The sequence below is a fragment of the Streptococcus sp. oral taxon 056 str. F0418 genome (assembly GCF_000220065.1).
In the GTDB taxonomy this organism is placed as follows: domain Bacteria; phylum Bacillota; class Bacilli; order Lactobacillales; family Streptococcaceae; genus Streptococcus.
The window spans coordinates 243,714-266,878 of the sequence record NZ_AFQU01000001.1; the positions used below are offsets into that span (position 1 = coordinate 243,714).

Annotated in this window: 22 protein-coding genes and 3 pseudogenes; 4 read left to right on the plus strand and 21 right to left on the minus strand. The window is 38.0% G+C overall.

Annotated elements, in window-relative coordinates; genetic code table 11:
• Positions 1–78: 78 nt before the first annotated feature.
• From HMPREF9182_RS01245 to HMPREF9182_RS01270, 6 genes are all read right to left on the minus strand, one after another.
• Positions 79–543: a nuclear transport factor 2 family protein gene (locus HMPREF9182_RS01245; protein ID WP_128080227.1), complete on the minus strand. Its 465-nt coding sequence runs from the start codon at positions 541–543 to the stop codon at positions 79–81.
• Complete coding sequence (locus HMPREF9182_RS01250; protein WP_009754434.1) at positions 530–1,456, minus strand: helix-turn-helix transcriptional regulator; 927 nt, start codon at positions 1,454–1,456, stop codon at positions 530–532. Before HMPREF9182_RS01250 ends, HMPREF9182_RS01245 begins: the two co-directional genes overlap by 14 nt.
• A 13-nt stretch (positions 1,457–1,469) precedes the next feature.
• Positions 1,470–1,934 carry a GNAT family N-acetyltransferase gene (locus HMPREF9182_RS01255; RefSeq protein ID WP_009754317.1) on the minus strand — a complete coding sequence of 155 codons (465 nt, stop codon included), beginning with the start codon at positions 1,932–1,934 and terminating at the stop codon, positions 1,470–1,472.
• Positions 1,935–1,954: 20 nt separating this feature from the next.
• Complete coding sequence (gene metK, locus HMPREF9182_RS01260; RefSeq protein WP_009443223.1) at positions 1,955–3,145, minus strand: methionine adenosyltransferase; 1,191 nt, start codon at positions 3,143–3,145, stop codon at positions 1,955–1,957.
• A gap of 340 nt (positions 3,146–3,485) precedes the next feature.
• Complete coding sequence (locus HMPREF9182_RS01265; RefSeq protein ID WP_009754495.1) at positions 3,486–3,953, minus strand: deoxycytidylate deaminase; 468 nt, start codon at positions 3,951–3,953, stop codon at positions 3,486–3,488.
• Positions 3,953–4,534, minus strand: coding sequence for a TetR/AcrR family transcriptional regulator (locus HMPREF9182_RS01270; protein ID WP_009754572.1), 582 nt, complete (start codon positions 4,532–4,534; stop codon positions 3,953–3,955). Before HMPREF9182_RS01270 ends, HMPREF9182_RS01265 begins: the two co-directional genes overlap by 1 nt.
• 127 nt (positions 4,535–4,661) lie before the next feature.
• Between HMPREF9182_RS01270 and HMPREF9182_RS01275 the strand changes: the two genes are divergently transcribed.
• Positions 4,662–5,507: a DegV family protein gene (locus tag HMPREF9182_RS01275; RefSeq protein WP_009754659.1), complete on the plus strand. Its 846-nt coding sequence runs from the start codon at positions 4,662–4,664 to the stop codon at positions 5,505–5,507.
• Positions 5,508–5,564: 57 nt separating this feature from the next.
• Here the strand turns inward: HMPREF9182_RS01275 and HMPREF9182_RS01280 are convergent, their stop codons facing one another.
• A complete protein-coding gene (locus HMPREF9182_RS01280; protein ID WP_009443695.1) occupies positions 5,565–6,104 on the minus strand; it encodes an ECF transporter S component in 540 nt (179 codons plus the stop codon).
• A complete protein-coding gene (locus tag HMPREF9182_RS01285; RefSeq protein ID WP_009754989.1) occupies positions 6,094–6,957 on the minus strand; it encodes a pyridoxamine kinase in 864 nt (287 codons plus the stop codon). The genes HMPREF9182_RS01280 and HMPREF9182_RS01285 overlap by 11 nt, the downstream gene beginning before the upstream one ends.
• 101 nt (positions 6,958–7,058) lie before the next feature.
• On the opposite strand from HMPREF9182_RS01285, the gene HMPREF9182_RS01290 reads away from it, so the two are divergent.
• The gene (locus HMPREF9182_RS01290) at positions 7,059–8,339 is read left to right on the plus strand and encodes an aminotransferase-like domain-containing protein (RefSeq protein WP_009443942.1); all 1,281 of its coding nucleotides are present in this window, start codon (positions 7,059–7,061) and stop codon (positions 8,337–8,339) included.
• A 13-nt stretch (positions 8,340–8,352) separates the two neighbouring features.
• Here the strand turns inward: HMPREF9182_RS01290 and HMPREF9182_RS01295 are convergent, their stop codons facing one another.
• The 12 genes and pseudogenes from HMPREF9182_RS01295 to udk all read right to left on the minus strand — a co-directional run bounded on the left by HMPREF9182_RS01295 (position 8,353) and on the right by udk (position 19,419).
• Positions 8,353–10,095, minus strand: coding sequence for an ABC transporter ATP-binding protein (locus HMPREF9182_RS01295; RefSeq protein WP_009443923.1), 1,743 nt, complete (start codon positions 10,093–10,095; stop codon positions 8,353–8,355).
• Between the two features lies 1 nt (position 10,096).
• Positions 10,097–11,839 carry an ABC transporter ATP-binding protein gene (locus HMPREF9182_RS01300; RefSeq protein ID WP_009755018.1) on the minus strand — a complete coding sequence of 581 codons (1,743 nt, stop codon included), beginning with the start codon at positions 11,837–11,839 and terminating at the stop codon, positions 10,097–10,099.
• 94 nt (positions 11,840–11,933) lie between these two features.
• Entirely contained in the window at positions 11,934–12,605 is a 672-nt protein-coding gene (locus tag HMPREF9182_RS01305) for an MmcQ/YjbR family DNA-binding protein (RefSeq protein WP_009754477.1), read from the minus strand.
• 42 nt (positions 12,606–12,647) lie between these two features.
• Entirely contained in the window at positions 12,648–13,280 is a 633-nt protein-coding gene (locus tag HMPREF9182_RS01310) for a copper homeostasis protein CutC (protein ID WP_009443101.1), read from the minus strand.
• A 437-nt stretch (positions 13,281–13,717) separates the two neighbouring features.
• Positions 13,718–14,332 (minus strand): hypothetical protein, encoded by a 615-nt coding sequence (locus HMPREF9182_RS01315; RefSeq protein ID WP_009443418.1) that lies wholly within the window; start codon positions 14,330–14,332, stop codon positions 13,718–13,720.
• Positions 14,333–14,507: 175 nt separating this feature from the next.
• Positions 14,508–15,418, minus strand: a pseudogene (gene whiA / locus HMPREF9182_RS01320) (DNA-binding protein WhiA).
• On the minus strand, positions 15,415–16,389 hold the full coding sequence (locus HMPREF9182_RS01325) for a YvcK family protein (protein ID WP_009443469.1): 975 nt from the start codon (positions 16,387–16,389) through the stop codon (positions 15,415–15,417). The pseudogene whiA and the gene HMPREF9182_RS01325 overlap by 4 nt, the downstream one beginning before the upstream one ends.
• Positions 16,386–17,276: an RNase adapter RapZ gene (rapZ, locus tag HMPREF9182_RS01330; protein ID WP_009443232.1), complete on the minus strand. Its 891-nt coding sequence runs from the start codon at positions 17,274–17,276 to the stop codon at positions 16,386–16,388. Before rapZ ends, HMPREF9182_RS01325 begins: the two co-directional genes overlap by 4 nt.
• A gap of 24 nt (positions 17,277–17,300) precedes the next feature.
• The gene (locus HMPREF9182_RS01335; protein WP_037602918.1) at positions 17,301–17,690 is read right to left on the minus strand and encodes a Rid family detoxifying hydrolase; all 390 of its coding nucleotides are present in this window, start codon (positions 17,688–17,690) and stop codon (positions 17,301–17,303) included.
• A gap of 74 nt (positions 17,691–17,764) precedes the next feature.
• Positions 17,765–18,031 carry a DUF1294 domain-containing protein gene (locus HMPREF9182_RS01340; protein WP_009443482.1) on the minus strand — a complete coding sequence of 89 codons (267 nt, stop codon included), beginning with the start codon at positions 18,029–18,031 and terminating at the stop codon, positions 17,765–17,767.
• A gap of 41 nt (positions 18,032–18,072) precedes the next feature.
• Positions 18,073–18,744 (minus strand): YoaK family protein, encoded by a 672-nt coding sequence (locus HMPREF9182_RS01345; RefSeq protein ID WP_009754532.1) that lies wholly within the window; start codon positions 18,742–18,744, stop codon positions 18,073–18,075.
• 42 nt (positions 18,745–18,786) lie between these two features.
• On the minus strand, positions 18,787–19,419 hold the full coding sequence (gene udk / locus HMPREF9182_RS01350; protein WP_009754763.1) for a uridine kinase: 633 nt from the start codon (positions 19,417–19,419) through the stop codon (positions 18,787–18,789).
• Positions 19,420–19,521: 102 nt separating this feature from the next.
• Here udk and HMPREF9182_RS10860 point away from each other — a divergent pair.
• Positions 19,522–19,857 (plus strand): annotated as a pseudogene (locus HMPREF9182_RS10860) (Gfo/Idh/MocA family protein); the annotation flags it as partial.
• A 600-nt stretch (positions 19,858–20,457) separates the two neighbouring features.
• Positions 20,458–21,579 carry a DEAD/DEAH box helicase gene (locus tag HMPREF9182_RS10865; protein WP_050792374.1) on the plus strand — a complete coding sequence of 374 codons (1,122 nt, stop codon included), beginning with the start codon at positions 20,458–20,460 and terminating at the stop codon, positions 21,577–21,579.
• Positions 21,580–21,758: 179 nt separating this feature from the next.
• Here the strand turns inward: HMPREF9182_RS10865 and HMPREF9182_RS01360 are convergent.
• A pseudogene (locus HMPREF9182_RS01360) lies at positions 21,759–23,155 on the minus strand (polysaccharide deacetylase family protein).
• Positions 23,156–23,165 lie beyond the last annotated feature (10 nt).

Genomic DNA, 23,165 nt, shown 5'->3' on the forward strand with positions numbered 1-23,165 from the left:
ACGGAACATGTTTAAAGTTATATTTAATTTTTAACAGTATAAAACAAATTTCTTCGTTTGTCAAATAAAACTTGAGAATTATTTCCCTTGCATAAACTCTTGGAAACGATGAGTATCAAAGTAAATGTTGGATGCAATCAATTTGTCTGATTCGTCAAATTTTAAAAATTCTGCGACATCCAATTCTAGTTCTTTTCCGTGTGGCGACTGCAGGCGATAGCGATTTAAAGCAACTACTTCTCTACCCTCTACCAGCAACTTCTTCACTTCAAGATGCTGGCTTAAAGCATAGAATTGACCTGCACCTTGTAGATAAACTTCACGTCCTTGTCTGATCTTCTGACTATCACACATCCCATAATCAAAATGTTCAGCTACGAAATCTTCCCATCCTCCTTTATTGACTGCATTAAAATAGCTTTCTGCTAATGTTTTTGTATCCATATGTTGAACCTCCAAAAATAATATAGGCAAGCACTCAAACAATGAGATTTTCAAGCCATTTAAAATTATACAAAAAGCAATATGACTACAGTCTGTCATATTGCTGAAGATTTTTTTGAAGGGTACCAATTAATTTATCCTGCAGTTTTTTTGGTGAAATGACTTTTACTTGATGAGCAAAACTTAAAATCAATTCGAAAAAGGCCGGTGTTAATGCTCTGAAAGCATGGACTCTTATTCTTGTTTGCTCAACGGTGATTTCTTCTTCTGCGAAATGGTCATAAATCTTCGGAAGTGCAGATTCTGTAAAAATTAGCTCGATTTCTTCTTTACTGCCCTCAACTTTATCTTTGGACGGATTTAGAAAAAGATCTAGCTTTTTTTGAGATAAAAGCGGGTAATCTCCAGCTCCGATCCCCTCTTCTACTGACTGCAAATCACGAACCCTGCTGAGTTTGAAAAAACGAAAATCTAACTTGTCTAAACAGTAGCCGATAACATACCAAGCATTTAGTTTAAAAATCAGACGATAAGGAAGAATCGTTCGCCGGCTTTGTTCTTGTTTTTTAGAAAAATAAGAAAAGGAAACTTTCTTCCCAGTTTGTATAGCCTGCTCAATTTCAAGTAAATAATTTGTATTGAGAGACCAGGAACTGAGATCAAAGTAAAATGGATTTACCTTATCAGTTGCCTCTTGAGAAGCAAACTTATGCTCAAGGCTGCCAAAACTTGGATGGCCAACAATTTTGCCAACATTTTGGCTCATATTGATGATAAACTGCTTTTCTTCTTCTGTAAAAAAGCTGCTGTCCATCTTGTAGTCATCCGGCATATAAAAGCCACCCTTGTCCCCACGTTCAGAATAGATAGGGATTCCAGCTAAGCTGAGCGTATCCATATCTCGATATACGGTACGAGTAGATATTTCAAAACGTTCAGCAATTTCTTTAGCTGTTATCTGTCTCTTATTCAAAAGGGCTAGCAAAATATAGATTAATCGTTCTAGTTTCATAATCCCCTTTTTTCTAGAAAGTGCACACCATTAAAAAATCATCTCGCCTATCTTCAACTACAACAAATCCAAGTCTCCTATAAAAACGGACAGCAGGGTTTTCTTTGGAAACAGAGAGAGACACACTAGGATAACCTTTAGATTTAAGCAAGTCAAGTATTGCAATCATTAGTTGCTGTCCCAATCCTTTAGCTCTAAATTCAGGCAACAAAGATATAGATAAAGAAGGAGTCCGGTCATTATAATAGCCGTAATCTTTCATGAGTCTGACCCAGACAATTCCAACAATCTGACCATTTTCTTCTGATGCAAGAGCAAAATCTCCATCCTTTTGACCGAAATCTTTCACATACATTTGTAGGTCAGGATCTTGCAAAATACTTCTTTCAAGTAGAGAAAATCCTTCTGGAATATAAATCGCTTGATAAAGAAACTCTTCTAAAAGGTTATATTCCTTTTCTTTTAAACTGCGAATCATCTAATGCCTCACTCACATTTTTAAGCTAGATACTCCTTCAAGGCTTGAACTTTATCGATTCTTTCCCAAGGCAGGTCAATGTCTGTCCTACCCATGTGGCCATAAGCTGCTGTCTGACGGTAGATTGGACGTTTCAGATCCAGCATTTTAATGATACCGGCTGGACGCAGATCAAAAATCTGACGAACCGCTTCCTGAAGCTTGCTTTCTGCAACAATACCAGTACCAAAAGTATCAATGCGTACAGAAACCGGCTGCGCCACACCAATGGCATAGGCTAACTGCACTTCCGCTTTCTTAGCCAGTCCCGCCGCCACGATGTTTTTAGCGATGTAGCGAGCAGCGTATGAAGCTGAACGATCGACCTTGGTTGCATCCTTACCAGAAAAGGCACCGCCACCATGACGAGCGTATCCGCCGTAAGTATCCACAATAATCTTACGGCCAGTCAAGCCAGAGTCTCCTTGTGGCCCGCCAATTACAAAGCGGCCGGTTGGATTGATGAAGAATTTTGTCTTCTCATCCAAATACTGGGCTGGAATAACTGCTTTAATTACCTTTTCAATCACGTCATGATGAATCTTTTCATTAGTCACTTCTGGGTCATGCTGAGTCGAAATAACCACCGTATCCACGCGCACAGGCTGGTCATTTTCATCATACTCAACTGTAACTTGTGATTTAGCATCTGGACGGAGATAGCTGATTTCACCAGACTTACGAAGTTCCGCCAATCGACGGACTAGCTTGTGGCTAAGTGAGATAGGAAGAGGCATGAGCTCTGGCGTTTCATCCACAGCAAAGCCAAACATAAGCCCTTGATCGCCAGCACCAATTAAGTCCAATGGATCTTGGTCTGTATTCCCACGAACCTCCAAAGCTTCATTGACCCCCTGAGCGATATCTGGCGACTGCTCCACCAAAGACGGATGCACACCGACCGTCTCTGCTGAAAATCCATACTCTGTATTGGTGTAACCAATCTCTGCAATGGTATCACGAACTACACGATTAATGTCTACATAAACTGTGGTTGAAATCTCACCAAAAACATGAACCGAGCCCGTATAAACGGCTGTTTCAGCAGCCACATGGGCATCTGGATCCTGACTCAAAACAGCATCCAAAATAGCATCGGAAATTTGGTCTGCAATCTTATCAGGATGTCCCTCCGATACAGACTCAGACGTGAAAAGTTTACGTTCTGACATAGAAATGTCCCCCCTTAAAAAATATTGTTATAGAGTTACAAAGTACTGATAGGTGTTTTTATTGTCTAAGAGTTACTAGCTACAGAAATAAAAATGATACCTTTTGATTTCTGTAGCTAGTAAGACGCATAGGATGACCGCAGCATAGCGGCATCCGTAGAATGACGAGCGACTACTTTAGAGCCGTCATTGTTTGCGAGTTACAAAGTACTGATAGAAGTTTCCTACCATCTTATCGGGACTATATAACGCCTCCATTATATCACTTTTTATTCAATAATTACGATTATTTTTGATAGAAAAAGCTATAGTCTGTGACTATAGCAATAGAAGATTTATTTTAAATTAAATCAGTTTCAACAATAGCAGCTTTCACTTTCTCAATTGGTAAATGAACCAGCTCGACTTCTTTTTCCTTATAAAGATAGCGAGCATAATCATCCATACGGTACTCATTGATATATACCACGCGCTTGCAGCCGACTTGAAGAAGTTGCTTAGTACAATTTAGACAGGGAAAATGCGTTACATAGGCTGTAAAATCCTTTGGAATCCCTCTCTCAGCTCCTTGCAAAATAGCATTTACCTCAGCATGCAAGGTTCGTACACAATGACCATCAATAACCAGACAATCATGGTCTATGCAGTGTTCCGTTCCAGATACAGAACCATTATAACCCGTTGAAATGACCTTGTTCCCTTGAACCAACACAGTTCCTACTCTCGCTCGTTTACATGTAGAACGGTTCGCAATCAAAAGCGCCTGGGCAGCAAAATATTCATCCCATGCTAGTCGTTTTGTTTCCATTATTTTCTCTTTTCTTTACTTTTTCCTTGAATCATCAATGGTAAGCCCAGTGAAGCAATCTTTTCAGCAGGCACCTGCATTCCATCCTTAATCCATTTCGAAAGAACAGATACCAAGGCTGAGCTCCAAAAAGAATGGATGTAAGAAGATGCCTCTCTCTTTGATTGTTGACGTTTTTCTAAAAAATTAAATACCGCTTGAGTTAAATGTTTTTCGAGATTGTAGTCCACTGCCAAGCTAATTAATCGCGCTTTCTTTTTAGCCTCTTTGAAAAGAATTATCCAGACTTGATACAGTTCTGTTCTTAAATTAAACTGTCCTAGCTTGTCCATAATTTTTTGAACAGTTTTACCAAAAATTTCCTCTAACATTTGCTCTTTAGAGCTATAATTTCGATAAAAAGCAGCTCTTGAAACGCCGGCACGATGGACTAACTCTGAAATAGTAATCTTAGCTAATTCTTTTTTCTCAAGTAATTGCATCAAGGAGATCTCAAGCGCTTCTTTAGTTAGACGATTGGACTCTTGATTTGAAATTATCAGATTTTCAAGAGATCTTGATGACATTTTTCGTTCAGACATAACATTTTCTTCTTTCTTGTCTCACCAGATGATAATAGCTTTCTGGGAAAGAACTTTCATGATATAATTGTAAAAAAAGACACTATCTTTGTCAATGTGTAATTTTTAGAAATAAGAGGACTTAAGAATGACTTGGAAAATTGTGAGTGACTCAGGCTGTGATTTTCAAAAAATAAAAGACTTAGCAGTTGCAACAAATTTTGAACGCGTACCCTTGACCATCCAAGTAGGAAATGAAATTTTTACTGACGATGCTAAGTTAGATATTGACGAAATGATGGAAAAAATGTATGCGACTTCTACCGCATCCAAATCTGCATGTCCTAGCCCAGATGATTATTTAAAATCTTTTGCTGATGCGGATAATATCTTTGTCGTGACAATAACCGGTACACTCTCTGGTAGCAACAATAGTGCTCAACTAGCTAAAAAACTTTATCAAGAAGAACATCCAAATGTTAACATTCATGTCATTGATAGTTTGTCTGCCGGTGGTGAAATTGATCTTATCGTTCACAAACTAAATCATCTTATTGGCCAAGGTTTATCCTTCGAGGAAGTGGTCAAAGCTATTACTGACTATCAAGAGAAAACTAAATTGCTCTTTGTTCTATCTAAAGTAGATAACCTAGTGAAAAATGGACGCTTGAGCAAGCTTCTTGGAACAGTCGTCGGGCTTCTCAATATCCGTATGGTAGGAGAAGCTAGCTCACAAGGCACCTTAGAACTCTTGCAAAAAGCACGTGGACATAAAAAATCTTTAACAGCTGCCTTTGAAGAATTACTAAAAGCAGGATATGCTGGTGGCGAAATCATCATCGCTCATCGCAACAACACGAAATTTTGTCAGCAATTTTCCGAACTTGTCAAAGAAAAATATCCTAAAGCCTCTATTACAATCATTCCCACATCAGGCCTATGTAGTTTTTATGCTGAAGAAGGCGGGTTACTCATGGGGTATGAAATCGGGTAAATATTTATATAGTATAAAAACGCAGAAACTATTTGAAAGTATTTTGCGTTTTTGTTTTTATTTTCTAAGGTTTACTGTTACCTTCTTAAAAAGAGGATAAAGGATAGGAACAGCAACAACAGTCGCAAGACTAGAACCAAAAGTTCCTATGATCTTACTTAATGCTAAAGAAAGTGCTGCATTCATAGTAACATTTCCAGCCATTCCAATCAAGGTATACTTAAATAGATTTAAAACAATTTTCGTCACAGCTGCGACTACCGCAACTATGATAAGGTTGTTTATTTTATCATTTCTTTTCAATAACTTCTCATAAATCAAATGAATCATTAGAACTACAACGATAGATTCTAAGATCGTAATCCATACTACTGAAGAATAACCATTTAAGAAATCAAAAACACCCAAGCCAATTGTCGCAATTAAGGCTCCTTTCCTTGTCCCATATAGTAAACAGGCAACCACGACAAGAGCATTACCAAAATGGATAAATTGTGGTCCAATCTGGATTCTAAAGAACTGAATACTCAGTACAATTAGAGCAGAGTATAAACTCATCTCAAGTAATTCACGAGTGGTAAATGTATTATTTTTCATTAGGAACCTCCAATAATTGATTAAATTCTGTAAATAAATCTCCTAAGTGTGGCTGGTAGAAGACACCATATCGAATATCTTCCTGACTCTTCAACGTCGTTTCAAGGCATTTTTCGATAAAGCTCATAGACATCGGTATCACTTTTTTTAGGTCCAATCCTTGAAAATAGGCTGACGATAGTAAAGCAGTCACCATATCTCCCGTCCCAAAGAACTGTTGTGGAAATCTTTTTCCACTGAAAAGTTGAAAACCTTCTTCTTTGTCAAAATAGGCAATACCGATTTGATCATCGCTCAGTGGCAATCCTGTCAATACGATCCGTCTTGTCCCTACTACAGTTGCTAGACGTTGAGTAAGGAGTTGTAGAAATTCCTCCGTCAGCACTTTATCCTCATAAGCTACTTCTGCTAACAAACAAGCTTCTGTCAGATTAGGTAAAATCAAATCAGCTTTCTGACAGAGAGAACGCATGCTGTCGACATAAGAAGTATCAAAACCTTGATAAAGCTTACCATTATCTCCCATAATAGGATCAACAATGAGTGGTATCTCCTCTTTTTCTTTAAACTTCATTAGAGAAGCAATTTGCTGACTTGACTTGAGATACCCAGTCACTAAGCCAGAAAACTGGATATTCAAACTCTGCCATTGCTTTAAAAAAGCCTGCATACCAGAGGTATAATCCTCAATAAAGACATCAGAAAAGCCACCTGTATGTGAGGAAAGTAAAACGGTCGGTAAAACTGCTACTTCTAACTGACAAATGGCAAATAATGGTAAAGCAGCCGTCACAGCGACCTTTCCTAAACCAGAAATATCACTAGCCAATATGATTCGCTGTGGTTTTTGCATCCTTTTTCCCTTCTTTGCATGTCAATCTTATGCTTACTATTGTAAATTACATAGAAATAAGTTACAATACATAAAAACAAAATCTGTACGGGGACAGTTAAATGAAAAAGACAAAATATCAACAAATTATCAATCATATAACAAGACAAATCGAACTAGGAGAGCTCAAAAAAGGGGATAAAATCTCTTCTGTTCGCAAGCTCGCTCAAAGTTATCAATGTAATAAAGATACTGTTCAAAAAGCCTTATTAGAATTACGCTATCAAAAGTATATTTATGCTGTTCCTAAAAGTGGCTATTATGTATTAGAGCAGGCTAAAACTGATAACAGTGATTTAGAACTCCCTTTAACAGATGATCGCCACCAAGCTTATGAAGATTTTCGCCTTTGTGTCAACGAAACTCTAATAGGAAGAGAAAACTATCTATTCAACTACTATTCACAACAAGAAGGACTTCCTGAGCTAAGACAGTCTGTCAAAAAGCTCCTATTGGATTCAGCCATATACCCAGCCTTAGAAGATATTGTACTGACGTCTGGTACCCAGCAAGCTCTCTACATCCTGTCTCAAATAGACTTTCCCAATCATAAAAAGACAATTTTGATCGAACAACCAACATATCACCGTATGAATGACTTGTTACGGTCACAAAATTTGCCTTATAAAACTATCACGAGAAATCCTCAAGGTATCAACTTGCAAGAATTAGAGCAAATCTTCAAGTCTGGAGACATCAAATTTTTCTATACCATTCCTCGCTTTCATTATCCACTGGGGCATACTTACAGTCGCATAGAAAAAGAAGAAATACTACGTCTGGCAAAATTATACCATGTCTTTATCATTGAAGATGACTACCTAGCTGATTTGGATAGTAAGCAGGAATTAAGTTTTCATTATCTGGACGACACAGACTCGGTCATTTATATCAGAGCCTTTTCCACTAGTCTCTTTTCTGCTCTCCGGATCACAGCTCTGCTATTGCCCTCAAGCATCAAAGAGAATTTTATTGCTTATAAAAATATACTTGATTATGATAGCAATCTCATCATGCAAAAAGCACTTTCTCTCTATATCGACAATCAGATGTTTCAGAAAAACAAACTTGCACTGTTACGCCTTAAAGAGCACGAAAAAGAAAAAGCCCAACTGTTGTTAAAAAAAGCTGAGCTTGATTTTCAATACCAACTGACAGCAGATGGAGTTTTATTTGATATACAAAAATCCAAATCTATTGGTTCCCTTAAACACAGCAAACTCCCTTTAGACTTTTTTGAATCTGCATACATAAACACTTGTCCTTACCAGTATACCAAAATCAAATACGACGATTTAGAATCAAATATCGAGAAATTAAAAAATTATTTAAAAAAAGCTTAGGAACCATATCTTCCTAAGCTTTTTCCATCATACCAGCTTGTAGTTGATACATTTTTTTATAGACTCCATTTTGAGCAAGTAACTCATCATGACTTCCAGATTCGATGATTCGTCCCTTCTCCAAAACATAAATACAATCTGCATCTTGGATGGTTGACAAACGATGAGCAATCGCAATAGTTGTCCGACCTTGACGCATTTTTCTCAGAGATGCTTGGATTAGCTCCTCTGTTTCAGAATCAATATTAGCAGTAGCCTCATCCATGATTAAAATTTTAGGTTTAGTTGCTACTGTTCTAGCAAAAGCAATGAGCTGACGTTGTCCACTAGAAAAGGCTGCTCCTCTCTCTGTTACTGGCGCATCATAACCTAGCGGAAGCTGACAAATAAAGTCATGAGCATCCACAAATTTAGCTGCTTCTTCTATATCATTGTGTGTCAAATCCTCTTGGTACATCTGAATGTTAGAAGCAATCGTCCCGTGGTACAAGAAAGGCTCTTGTAACACTAGACCAATATTGCGACGTAATTCTGCTTGACTATAATCTTTAATATCATGACCATCAATCAGCACTTTCCCTCTATCAAACTCATAAAATCTCAAGAATAAATTAATGATAGAAGATTTTCCGGATCCAGTTGCTCCAACAAAGGCAATTGTTTCCCCTTGATTAACTTGAAAGGAAATATCTTTTAAGATCTCTCTTTTCCCATCATAGGAAAAGCTGACATGTTTAAATTCAATCATTCCTTTTTTGATTTGTAAGGGGTGTTCTCTCTGCTCAGGCTCATAATCTTTTTGATCAATGACTGCAAACACTCGCTCTGCTGCTACCATAGAGGTTTGAAGAACAGAGTAATTTTGCATGACCTCAATCAAGGGATTAAAAAGCTGATTAGCATACTGAATAAAAGCGTACATGACCCCAGCTGTAATTCCAGCCACCTGCCAAGTCAAGCCAAAATAGGACAAGATAACTCCATAAGCCAGAATTTTTAAAAGAGACATAGCAGGACGCAAGAGAAGACTGTTAACATCTAAATAGCGATTCGTATAATCTAAATGTTGCTGATTAATTTTTTCAAATTCTGTCGTCAATCTCTCTTCTTGACTAAACGCCTGGATAATGCGCATGCCTTCAATCGACTCAGACAATTTGACGTTCAAATCACTCAATCTACTTCTAACTTGCTTGAGTAAATTAGTCGACAATCTTTGATAAAGCATGATTGTTCCCAGTATAATAGGCAAAAACATGAGAATGAAGACAGCCAGTTGCCAATTCAAAGTAAACATGGTGACTGAAGTTACAACCAAAATAAATATCGAACTTAAAAAACTAGAGAAAATGCTGCTAAACATATCTGCTACAGCTTGTGTGTCGTTGGTCAAACGAGAAACGATTGCACCAGCTGGTGTTTGATCAAAATAGGTCATTCGCAATTTTTGAATATTAGCAAATGCTTCTTGACGTAAATCACGAACAACACTATGTGCTACTTTTGCAAAGGAGTATTGGCCTAAAAATGTCAATAACACGCACAACAAAAATAAGGCATAATAAATCACGAGCAGATAAAAGCCAGCTACAGCGTGACCAGTACTAATAAATCGGTCAATATAACTTCTAGCTAAAAGCGGCAAAGCTGTCGTAACTAAAGTCGTTAGAAATACAAAAACAAAAGCCAACAACGTTATCCATTTATAGCGCATCATATAAGAAAGCAGGCGATTAAAAATTGATTGTTTCTTCATCTCAAATCTCCTCCTCTAAACTTTCAGCTAACTGTTGATTTTGGTAAGTGGTAGCATACCATCCATTCTGAGCTAAGAGTTCCTGATGTGTTCCTTGCTCTTTAATACGGCCATTTTCTAATACCAAAATTAAATCAGCATGCACAACAGCAGACAAACGATGCGCTGTAATCATTGTAGTTTTGCCAGAACGTTCTTGCTTCAGATTTTCTAAGATAAGATGCTCAGTCTTAGCATCAACTGCTGACAGAGAGTCATCCAAAATCAAAATATCAGGATTCAAGATCAGGGCTCGACACATAGCTAAGCGCTGTTTTTGTCCACCAGATAGAGACAAGCCACGCTCTCCAATCAAGGTATCAAAGCCATCAGGCATTCGCATAATATCTTCATAAATACCACACAACTTGGTAACAGCCACCACCGCTTCATCAGATAACTCTGGATTTCCAAAGCAGATATTATCTCGAATAGACATCGCAAATAACATCTGGTCTTGTGGAACATATCCAATCAAGCTACGCAAATCCTTGAGCCGATAATGTTTGATATTCTGAGAATTTAGAGAAATAGCGCCTTTTTGAATATCCTGCTCTCGTAATAAAAGACGTAACAAGGTGGTTTTTCCCGAACCTGTCACTCCAACAACTCCAAGGGTTTGTCCCTTCTCCAAAGAGAAGTAAATATTGCTTAAAGTTGGTATCTCTGTATAGGAAAAATATTCAATAGCATAATCTAAACGACCGTTTTCTATTTTAGGAAGTGGATGCTCAGATTCTTCCACATCATTTTTCTGTGATAAAAGTTTTTCAATACGATCGTACGAGACAGCACCACGCTGACTAATATTAAAGAGGTAGCCCATAGCTTGTAGAGGCCAAACCAACATATCCAAATAGGTAATGAAAGTCACTAACTCCCCTACTGTAAACTCACCTTGGCTAATAAAAATACCACCAAAAATCAAGGTTAAAAGGTATGATAGCCCCACAAAAATTAGGACCATCGGGTCAAAAAGAGCATTATATTTGGCAGCAATAAGATTTTTTTCAAATACATCCTGATTGATTGCCCGAAAAGAATCTGTTTCAGCATCTTGATAGCCAAAAGATTTTGTGACTTTAATTCCTGAGACGCTTTCTTGTACTTTATTATTTAAGTCAGAAAAAGCTTCTTGCGCATTCTTGAAGCTTTCATGATTTTTTTGACCGATCAGACTCGTTCCCCAAGCCATAAACGGTAGAGGTACAATAGCAATCAAAGTCAGGCGCCAGTCTAGGATAAAAAACATGGTCACAATGGTTACAAAAGCTGTAATAGAGGCATCAACTGCTGACAGGACACCACCGCCAGCCACACCTACAACCGCATTAATATCATTTGTTGCATGAGCCATCAGATCACCCGTTCGATAAGTCTGGTAAAAAGAAGGTGACATGCGAGTAAAATGCTCAAACAAGCGATAACGCAATATACTTCCTAAACGATTGGCCGTCCCCAAGATATATTTGCGCCAAACAAAGCGTAGAGCATACATAGCAAAAGCCGATAGTACTAAAATTAAAAGCTGGTATGCCAACTCTGAATTGCTTAATTTTTGGCTAGCAATCCGATCGATGACTTGTCCAATTATACGTGGAGGTAGCAAATTTAACAAGCTGACCAAAGATAAAGCCACTATACCAACGATATAGGGCCATTTTTCTAATTTAAAAAACCAGAGTAGCTGTCTTAATAACCTCATAAAACTTTTTCTTCTTTCCAAATTCAAATATTATCATTATACACTATTTCGTCATTTTTAACAGAGAAAAAGACTGAAAATCTCTCTCAGTCATTTATTTTTTCTTTGTCAACTGAAAACTCGTATCCAAAAGAGAAAAGAGCTCCTGATCTGTCAAAGTATCATCCAAAGGTAAACTTAGCCAATATTTTTTATTCATATGAAAGGCAGGGTAGATCCCTTTTTGTTGAGTCAATTTAGCCACATCATTGCTCTTTACATTAAGGACTTCTATCTTTCCTTCGCGTTTACTATCAAATTTCGACCAATCCGTCGTCATAAATGCTCCATACCATTTCTTACTACCGTCATGTCTAAAGACAGCAGCCTGCGTAGAGCTTTTTCTAGAATGCTTTGCCCATAGATACTCCAAACTTCCTTTATAGGTATCCGCCACATATGTCACCAGACGTTGGCTCTGCTCGTATAAAAAGCCAACTTCGTCAAAACAATGACGCCGAATATCCAATAAAATTTCCAGGCAAGCTTCACGGACCATTCCTACGAAATCTCCTGTCATACTTTCCATATGTACTTGCCTATATTCGTCTCCTGTTTCAAGATCATATAGATGAAAGTCAAGTTGTGATTGCTGTACACTGATATCCATCCGAAATTCTCCAGATAGAATCTGTCGTGACAGAACATATGAGCTTTCCTCTTTGGAAAAACCATATTTTACTAACTTCTCTGTATTTGCTTTATATTTTTCAAATAATTCAAACATCCCTATAAAAAGGAAAGGAGCACTTGCCCCTCTCCTGTCCTCCTAAAATACAACTTTTGTACCATGGAGCTGGTTGACACCCAGCTTTTCTACAATTTCATTGCGATTTTCTGTTGTAATTCCGCCACCTGGTAAGATTTCGATTCGATCACCAGCGTAGTCCACCAGTTCTTTCAACCATCCAAAATGTTCTTGAATTGTCTCAGAAGCAGATCCTCCATGCGTCAAAATCCGCTTAACACCATGCTCAGCCAGCCAATCTAAAGTTGCAAATTGCTTATCTTTTGGAATGGCATCAAAAGCCATGTGAAAGACTATTTCTAATCCTTGCGATGCCGCTAACAAACGTTCTAGGTTTGCTTTGTCTAGCTCATTTTCTTTAGTCAGCAAACCGTAGACGAGACCTTGACTTCCTGCTTCACGAGCTTTTTTTAGATCTTCCAGCATAATCGACACTTCAAGATCACTATACACGAAGTCTCCGCCTCGTGGTCGAATCATGGTCATAACAGTTGTGTCATAGGACTTGGCCATCTCAACTGCAGCTTGAATAACGCCATAGCTAGGTGTCGTTCCGCCAACTGTCAAATTATCACACAATTCAATGCGACGAGCACCTGCCTGCATAGCCTTTTCAAGCAAGGTCACATTTTCAGCACAAAATTCATATAACATTTCTTGCTCCTTATGATGTAATATTTTCTGATTCTAATCCATTCTTGTTTATTATATCACAAATTATAAAAAGGAGTCATAATTTACACGAATCATTTGGCACTCAAAAGAGTGTTTTCCTTACTTAACCATTCTTTTAACCACAATTCTATAGAGACTTTTTTATCACTCTTTTTAATATGATAAGTGATATGATCGTGTTATCAACAAAGAGGCTGGGACAAAAGTCCTAGCCTCTCAATTGTCTTTGGATTGTCGAGCAAGACGCAGTGGTTGAGTGGGCTCTACTACGCTGATTTCATCAGCTTTTACAGCCCTACTCAACTGTGCGGAGGTGGGACGACGAAATCGAATTCTAACGAATTACCGATTTCTGTCCCACTCTCTCTGTATCATGCAAGAAAGATAAGCACGCTTTCTTCTTTTTGGTAAGCTAATTATTGACCTAAAAGACCTGTGACACTCATCGTGAGTTTAACTTTCGCAGTATTATTCTGCACAGTGAGGCCTGTAATTTTAAACTGGGATTCGGGCAAAGCAACTAAAATAGTCTGTTGCTCTACTGCTAGATTGCTTGATTGTGTCTTGAGTTTCTCCTGTAACATAGATGCTACAATTGATTTTGGCACTGGGAGATTTCCTAAACGAGCACTAGCAATATCAAAACGTAGCGTATTGTTATCATAAGCAATATAAAAACGCAAATCTAACTTACTACCTATACCTAAAATAGTAACAGGCAACTGAAGTCTCAGTTTATCCCCTTCTAAACTATAGGCACTTTCTAGCATCGTTTGGTTCTGATTTTCGGACACGAAAGACTTCAAAAGCTGATTAAACTGTTTATTATCAATCGTAAGCTCCGTATTAAGACCATTGTTTCCTAAGGCAGCGTTTTGCAAACCTGACTCGACCATACTAGCTAAGCTTGTAGTTGCTTCTACATTTTTTAATGTTTCTGAAGGTTGAATGGATGATGGTACTAGAAAAATGATTAAACCAATCACTAAAACAAAGAGAGCTAATACACTACGTTTTATTATTTTTTTCATTTCATTCCTTTTCAGTTACAGGAAAATAGATAAATCTTACCTGTTTTTTATCATAATACGTCTATTGTACCCTAATTCCTTATTACATTTGTAACAAAAAGATAACATTGCTATACGGAATCATAACAAATAGTCAAATGATTACGAAGAAATCAGAAAAGTCGTTTCCAATCCATTATAAATCATCAGCAATCTTATTGATCTTGCGCAGACGATGATTCACACCACTCTTAGTCAAGGGATTACTAAGGTTATCTGCCAACTGCTGAATTGAATAATCAGGATGGTTGATGCGGAGGTGGGCTACTTCTTGCAAATCAACAGGTAAATTCTCTAAACCGATCGTTTCCATAATTTTCACAATGTTATTGATGGTCTTCATGCTAGCAGTCACCGTGCGAGCTATATTAGCTGTCTCCGCATTATTTGCTCGATTAAGGTCATTTCGAGTCTCTCGTAAAATTTTTACAGCTTCAAAATCCGCCATAGCTCCCATGGCACCAATCACAATCAAAAAGTCCATGATATCCTCAGCCCTTTGAAGATAGGTCACTGAGCCTTTTTTGCGCTCTATTACTTTTGCATCTAATAAAAATCGTTGCATTAAACTGGCTAAACCTTGAGCATGGTCCAAATAGACTGACACAATTTCAAGCTGATATTTTCCAGATTCAGGATCACGCATACTGCCATGCGATAAAAAAGCACCACGTAGGTATTCTCTTCCTGCTTCATCATCTGCCAGAATCGCATCATCGATCCCTTCTTGAATTCCAAAAAATGAGTCTGCCAAATGCAAGTCAGACAAAATATTTTCTACCTTCTCATCTAAAAAACAGTATATACACGATTTTTTCGTAAATTAGTCTTCTGATGGTGGCGGATGTCAGACTTAACCTCATAAAAAGTTAGCAATAACTCGTAAATATGGCGAGCAATCTTAGCATTCTCGGTAGTGATGGACAAAGTTAATCCTTGAGCAGAAATCCCTAGATTCCCAGACATTTTCATTATTGCCGCTAGTTCATTCTTGCTCTTTATATCGAGTCCTAGCAGTTCTTCTTTTACTTTTACTGTGAAGCTCATTTTCGTACCTGTATGTTTTTCATCAATTCATCAACTACTAGATTACCGTCATGGAAAGCTCCGCCATTTTCCAAACGTAGAAAATTCGAAGAAATAACTCGTGGAACTTGTGCTTGAAGGCCTTTAAAGTCATGTTCAACCTGTACTAAATATTCATCAAATTGATTGCTATTCATATATTCTTGAGGAACATTTTCAATATTAACGAGTACCGTATCGATAAACTTCTCCCCTAGATGACGGTGTAAAACTTCCACGTGATTAGCATCAGTAAAATGCTCTGTTTCTCCCCTTTGAGTCATGATATTGCAGACGTAAGCAATTTGCGCTTCTGTCTCAAGAAGTGCATGTCCAATTTCCTCAATAACCAGGTTTGGTAAAATAGAGGTAAACAAAGATCCAGGACCCAATACCACCATGTCGCTATCCAAGATTGTCTGAACAACCTTACGGCTAGCTTGAGGTTTCTGATCATCATAGGTATTCGTGACATAAACATGATCAATCATCCCCTTGTACCCTGCAATGTGACTCTCACCAATCACCTCAGCACCATCTGTAAAAACAGCATGGAGAGTCAATGGACGATCGCTAGATGGATAAATTTTTCCAGTTGTATGGAAAAATTTTGTCAGAATTTGCATGGCGTTGTAGGTCGAACCCTGCATTTCTGAAATTCCTGCAATAATGAGATTCCCCAGAGGATGACCTGCTAAGGGACCATCTTCATCTGCAAAGCGATACTGAAAAACACGTTCATAAAACTTTGGCATATCAGATAAGGCAACAAGGACATTTCGAAGATCCCCAGGAGGTGTTAGTTGCATATTTTTTCGCAATTCACCTGAACTACCTCCATCATCAGCAACTGTTACGATTGCTGAAATATCAACATCTTTTTTGCGTAAACTATCCAAAATGACAGAAATTCCTGTCCCACCGCCGATAACAGCTATTTTAGGCTTTCTCATGAACGATTTACCGTCTCCTTTCTGCGGTCTTTATCTCGGTGACTATTATTAACCAACCAATTCTTAGACAAATCATCTGACAAACGTTTGGCGAAAGCAACACTTCTATGCTGCCCACCTGTACAACCTACTGCGATCGTTAAAACAGATTTGCCTTCCTTTTGGTAGCCTGGTAATATGGGCTCAATCAACCCTAGTAAGTGTTGATAAAATTCTTCTGATTCGGGATGATTCATGACATAGTCAAACACAGGCTGATCAAGACCGGTTTGATTTCTCAGTTCTACTTGATAATATGGGTTTGGTAAAAATCGTACATCAAAAACAAGATCGGCATCAAGTGGCAAACCATATTTAAAACCAAAACTCATCACCTCAATTCGAAATGATTGCTGGTCATGCTGATCAGAAAATTGATCTGAGATTGTCTTGCGAAGTTCCCGTGGTGTTAATTCTGTTGTATCTACAACATTTTGGCTTAGATTTTTTAGTGGCGCAAGCAACTCACGCTCTAGCTTAATACCATCTAAAATACGACCATCTGCTGCCAAAGGATGACTTCTGCGAGTTTCTTTGTAGCGCGCTACCAATTCTTTATCTGCTGCATCCAAAAAGAGAATCTTAAAGTCAATTTCTTCATTATTTTCAACCTGATCCAAAACATTTTGAATCTCTGCAAAAAAGGAACGGCTACGCATATCTACGACTAAAGCAAGTTTATCAATATCTTTTGCCGTTTCTAGTAACTTCAGAAATTTTGGTACCAGAGTTGGCGGGATATTATCGATCGTAAAATATCCCAAATCCTCGAAAGATTGAATGGCAACTGTTTTTCCAGCACCACTCATACCTGTAACAATCACCAAATGAATTTGTTTTTCTAGCATCGTCCCCCTCCTTCTACTAGATGATTATCGAGTGAGTTTCACAACAACTTCAATCTCAATCTTGACATTCTTCGGTAAGTGAGCAACTTCTACAGTAAATCGATTAGGAAATAACTTGGAGAAAAAGGGTTGATAAAACTCACTAAAAGCGGCAAAATCCCCCTCATTGCTAAAGGAACAGGTGGCTTTAACAACATGATCAAAGTTAGTCCCAGCTTCTTCTAAAAAAGCACTGATATTAGAAAGCACTTGTTTAATCTGCTCTTCGACCATTGCCCCAACAATTTCACCTGTTTTTGAATAATGCGGGATTTGTCCACTAGCAAACAAAAGGTCTCCTACTATTTTTCCCTGTATTTGTATGTCGGAATCTATTTTTTTTGACGCCTTATCCATATCCGTAATCTCTGTCATCATCATTCCTCCTTATTTTCTTTAATTATATCATAAAGAGGATAATGACGTTGCAATATCCCCTTTTTAATTTGTTAATATAGGCTACACCATGCTAAGAATAATGCTATCATGATCCCAAATAACCAAGCTAATTTAAAATACCATTTTTTCGTTTTATGATGAAACTGCTTCGCTGCTAGATAGGCTCCAAAGCCTCCTCCTAGTAGGGTTACAGTTAATAGCAAACTTTCAGATGTCCGAAATTGCTTTTTGATTGCTTTTTTCTTATCTCGGGCATAAAGGATATAGGCTATTATGTTACTTAGCAAAAGATAAAGACAGATCATTTTTTGAAACATTATCTCTCCCTCTTAAATCACCTCAAATTTTTCAGTAAGCCTTAAGTTCTATGCAAGTATTGTGTCATTCTAAATATAAGAAAAGCACTCAAAATCAAAGCAACTAACCAAATCGTTTGTAACATCCAAAATTGAATTAAATAAGTCGAAACAATAGCGCCTGTCACAAAGCTACCTAGTAACGCAATGAAAAACAAACCTTCTTGTAAATAAGAATCTTGCTTGGACCGGACATATGTCCCAAAAGCAACCATCGTTTTTTTTATATTGCCAGTCATAAAGGAGTTATTATAGGCGATACCATCCACTTCTCCAAAAGTTGTCGCTACTAAGCCCATACAAAATCCCAGCGGAGGGACAATATAAAGGTTTGAGACACTTACTGGTAAAAAGCCGACCAATGTACAAACTAAGATCAAAGGAGCAATGCTTGATAAACGCCACCAAGATTTCTCAAAGTGCTTTTGAAAAATGGTCATCAAGAAAATCCCTAGCATAAAAGCGAGCATCGTAGCTAATTTGACCTCTATTTCTCTTGTTTCATGATCAATCAACTCAACAGATAAAAATACAACATTTCCAGTCTGTCCTGCAACTAAAGTGCCTCCTCGCTCAATAAATGTATAAGCATCTACAAATCCTGCGCAAAAAGTTAGTAAACATGCAAAAAATTTCGATCGAGAATGAAATTCTCTTTTTACAATATTTCTCATTTGAACGCTAAAAGTCTAGCTACTTACTAGACTTCCTCCTCATTAATTTCTAGCTTCTTCTAAGATTTTTTCGATCTTAGTAGTGATTAGGTCAATGGCAACTTTGTTTGAAGCACCCTCAGGAATGATGACATCAGCATAGCGCTTAGTTGGCTCAATAAATTGATGATACATGGGCTTTACTACACCTAAATATTGCTCAATGACACTATCTAGACTACGACCACGCTCTTCCATATCACGCTTAATACGACGGATAATCCGAACATCATCATCCGTGTCCACAAAAATCTTGATATCCATCAAATCACGCAAACGCTGATCTTCTAAGACCAAAATACCTTCTACGATAAAGACGTCTTGTGGCTCTTGACGATAAGTTGTATTACTGCGAGTGTGCTCTGTATAATCATATGTTGGAATATCTACTGGACGGCCAGCTAAAAGTTCTTTGATCTGCTCAATCATCAAGTCTGTATCAAAAGCAAACGGGTGATCATAATTTGTTTTAATCCGTTCTTCAAAAGTCAGGTGGGACTGATCCTTATAGTAAGAATCGTGCTCAATCATAGCGATCTTTTCATTTGGGAAATTGGACAAAATCGCTCTTGAAACACTGGTTTTCCCACCACCAGATCCTCCGGTAACTCCAATAATAATAGGTCTGTTTTGCATTTCTTGCTCCAATATTTTTAATCTTATCTATTTTACACCAAATCATGGTATAATGAAAGGGCTAATCAGTAAAAAATAGAGAGATTTTTAAAGGAGGGAAGCATGTTAAAATTAGGTATTATTGGAACAGGACAGATTTCCCATGAGTTTATCAAGGCCGCTAAGCTCAGTGGTTCTTATCAGTTACAAGCAGTCTTGTCTCGCAGTTTAACATCTGCACAAACATTTGCTAAGCCATATCAAGATGTGAAACTATACACAGATTTAGCAGCATTTCTTGATAGTCCACTTGATATTGTCTATATTGCAAGCCCTAATTCCTTGCATTTCCAACATGCCAAGCAAACGATTCTAGCTGGAAAAAATGCTATCATTGAAAAACCCGCTGTGTCACGACCAGAACAATGGCAAGAACTGATAGATCTTTCTATCAAACACAATGTTTTTATTTTCGAAGCTGCTCGTAACTATCATGAAGTAGCCTTTGATTCTATCCGTCAATTTCTAGCAGACAAAACAATTTGGGGAGCCTACTTCACATTTGCTAAATATTCTTCTAAAATGAAAGCTTTGCTATCAGGAGAAGAGCCTAATGTCTTTTCAGCAAGGTTTTCTGGTGGTGCTTTGATGGATCTAGGTATCTATCCGATTTATGCAGCTCATACTCTTTTTGGTACTCCAAAAGCTACTACTTATAAGGCATATCAATTAGAAAATACGATAGACTTAAATGGCCATGGAAGCTTGATCTATCCTAACTTTCAAGTTGGCATTCTCACTGGAAAAAACATCAACAGCCATCTACCTTCTGAGATTTATACAGACCAAGGAACCTTGACTTTAAACAGCATTGAATCTATCAAATCTGCTGTTTTTTGTAGCCTTGATGGTGAGGAAACTATTCTACCAATCCAGCCTGCACAACATCCTATGCTAGAGGAAGCACAAGCATTTGCCCATATTTTATCTAGCAAGAATCGACTTCTTTATGAGAAATGGCTCGATACAGCTAAGAATGTCCACGAAAACTTATTTGCCATGCGTCAGGATGCTGGCATTAGATTTGAGGTTGATGATGATAAAAAACACTTTCCTAATCCTTGGAAGAATACATTAGAAGAACTCGGATTTACCACCTTCACAACTATCCAAGAAAAGATTTTTGAACCAATTTCTAACGGAGATACTGTCTTGGGAATTAGCCCAACTGGTACAGGGAAAACACTAGCTTATCTCTTTCCCAGCTTGCTCAAGCTCCAACCTAAAAAAGCTCAGCAACTGCTAATTTTAGCGCCCAATACAGAACTAGCTGGTCAAATTTTTGAGGTCTGCAAGATTTGGGCAGAGCCTTTAGGACTTACAGCTCAACTCTTCATTTCAGGCTCTAGTCAGAAACGGCAGATTGAGCGTCTCAAAAAAGGACCAGAAATTATCATCGGTACACCAGGACGTATTTTTGAATTGGTTAAACTCAAGAAAATTAAGATGATGAACATCGAAACAATTATTCTTGATGAATTTGATCAATTGCTCAGTGATTCTCAATATCACTTTGTCGATAAAATCACTCGCTATGCGCCTCGAAGCCACCAGCTGGTATATATGAGCGCAACCGCTAAGTTTGACCACAATAAGATTGCTGAAAATACCTTAGCAATCAACATTGACGACCAAGTTTTGGATAACATCCAGCATTTTTACATACAAGTCGAAAAACGTGATAAGGTAGAGTTACTCCGTAAGTTATCTAATGTTGCAGATTTCCGTGGGCTAGTCTTTTTCAATGCTCTGTCTGACCTAGGAAGCGCTGAGGAAAAACTCCAATATCGTGAAGCCAATGCAGTTTCTCTGGCTAGCGACGTCAACGTTAAGTTCCGCAAGGTTATCCTGGATAAGTTCAAGGAACATCAGATTACTCTCTTGCTAGCCACTGACTTGGTTGCTCGTGGCATAGATATTGACTCGCTAGAATGCGTCGTCAATTATGAGCTTCCGCGCGATTTAGAAACCTACACCCATCGCTCTGGCCGAACCGGTCGCATGGGTAAGGAAGGTAGCGTCATCACTTTTATAAGCCATCCGGAAGAACTGAAAACACTTAAAAAATATGCCTCGGTTCGTGAAATTATCCTAAAAAATCAAGAATTATACGTGAACTAAAGAGAGTGGGACAGAAATCGGTAATTCGTTAGAATTCGATTTCGTCGTCCCACCTCCGCACAGTTGAGTTGGGCTGTAAAAGCTGATGAAATCAGCGTAGTAGAGCCCACTCAACCACTGCGTCTTGCTCGACAATCCAAAGACAATTGAGAGGCTAGGACTTTTGTCCCAGCCTCTTTTTAGTTTCTACTATAATAAATCTGATGTGTCTGTAATCGGCCTTCCAACAATTCATCAACTGTTACCAATGTATACCCTTTTTCTTGCAAGTACTGGAGTACACTTGGTAGTGCATCAATACTGGTCTGATGTATATCATGCATAAGGATAATAGAGCCAGGCTTTGTCTTTGCAATTTCCTGCATGATAGACTTGGTATTGCGGCTCTTCCAATCCAAGCTGTCAACATCCCACATAATAAAAGATTGATCAATTACTTTTTGAATCGTTTGATTGATAGCACCGTAAGGAGGTCGCGTAATCATCGGTTTGATTCCCACTACATTATAAATAGCAGTTTGCGTATCAAAAATTTCTTTCTTAACAGTTTCTATTGGGAGCTTGGTCAAAACTGGGTGGTCCCATGTATGCAGGCCAATCTGGTGACCTTCTTGTTTTACACGCTTAATAATAGCTTCGTTGCCAGCAACATTTTGTCCCACCATAAAGAAGGTCGCCTTGACACCGTATTTTTTTAATATATCCAAAGCCTGTGGTGTTGTTTTAGCATCTGGTCCGTCATCAAAGGTTAAGGCCACCATTTTTTCATGACGTTTTTCTTGAAAGCTTTGATACGACTCCAAGTCTACTCCTGTCAGATAATTCGCATTGATCTGACTATAAAGGCTAGACAAAGGAACATCAATATTAGTTAGTCCTTGTAGCTCTTTAGACAGTCTGATAGAAAAGTGACTATTTTCATAGCGGAAAGACCACTGACTCAAGTCCGATTCTTTCAATTTAGTTAAAATTTCTGTTTGATCCACCTCATTTACTTGACGAAAAGTCAGCAATCCTGCTATGACATTGAGGAAGATTTCCTTGGTTACGTCTGCGTTTTGAAAAAGCTTATCTAATGTGAAAAAGTTACCGTCTTGATCAATATAGCTAGTAGCAATCTGACTTGCTTCTCCTTTGTGGATCTTCATATTTTTGATTTGGTAATCGTCGCGATTGACTTGTACTTCTCTTATATCTTTCAGGCTTGTCTCTTTTTCTTCTGCGTAATAAAAGGTCAGTTGCTCAATCTTAGCATCTTTTGTCTGACTCGCTTTAATGGTCTGGATATTCTCATCTATTTGTTTCTTAACCGACGTTATGACCTGGCCGTTTCTCAGGGGATAAAAAACTTCGACATAGTGACTACCGATCTTTTTTTGCTGTTTTTCCGTATTAGCAGCATGCTTTTTTCCTCTTTTGCAATAAAATTCTCAATTTTTTCTTGCAATTCTTTTTCTTGCAACATAGAGTATACTTTTAAAGCACCAAAGGACAGCGCACTGATTAGCAGTAGGCCCAGCAAAAATGGGAGAAAAAATTTTGATTTTTTATGTCTTCTTTTATTCAGTCTTTTCATGTCAATACCC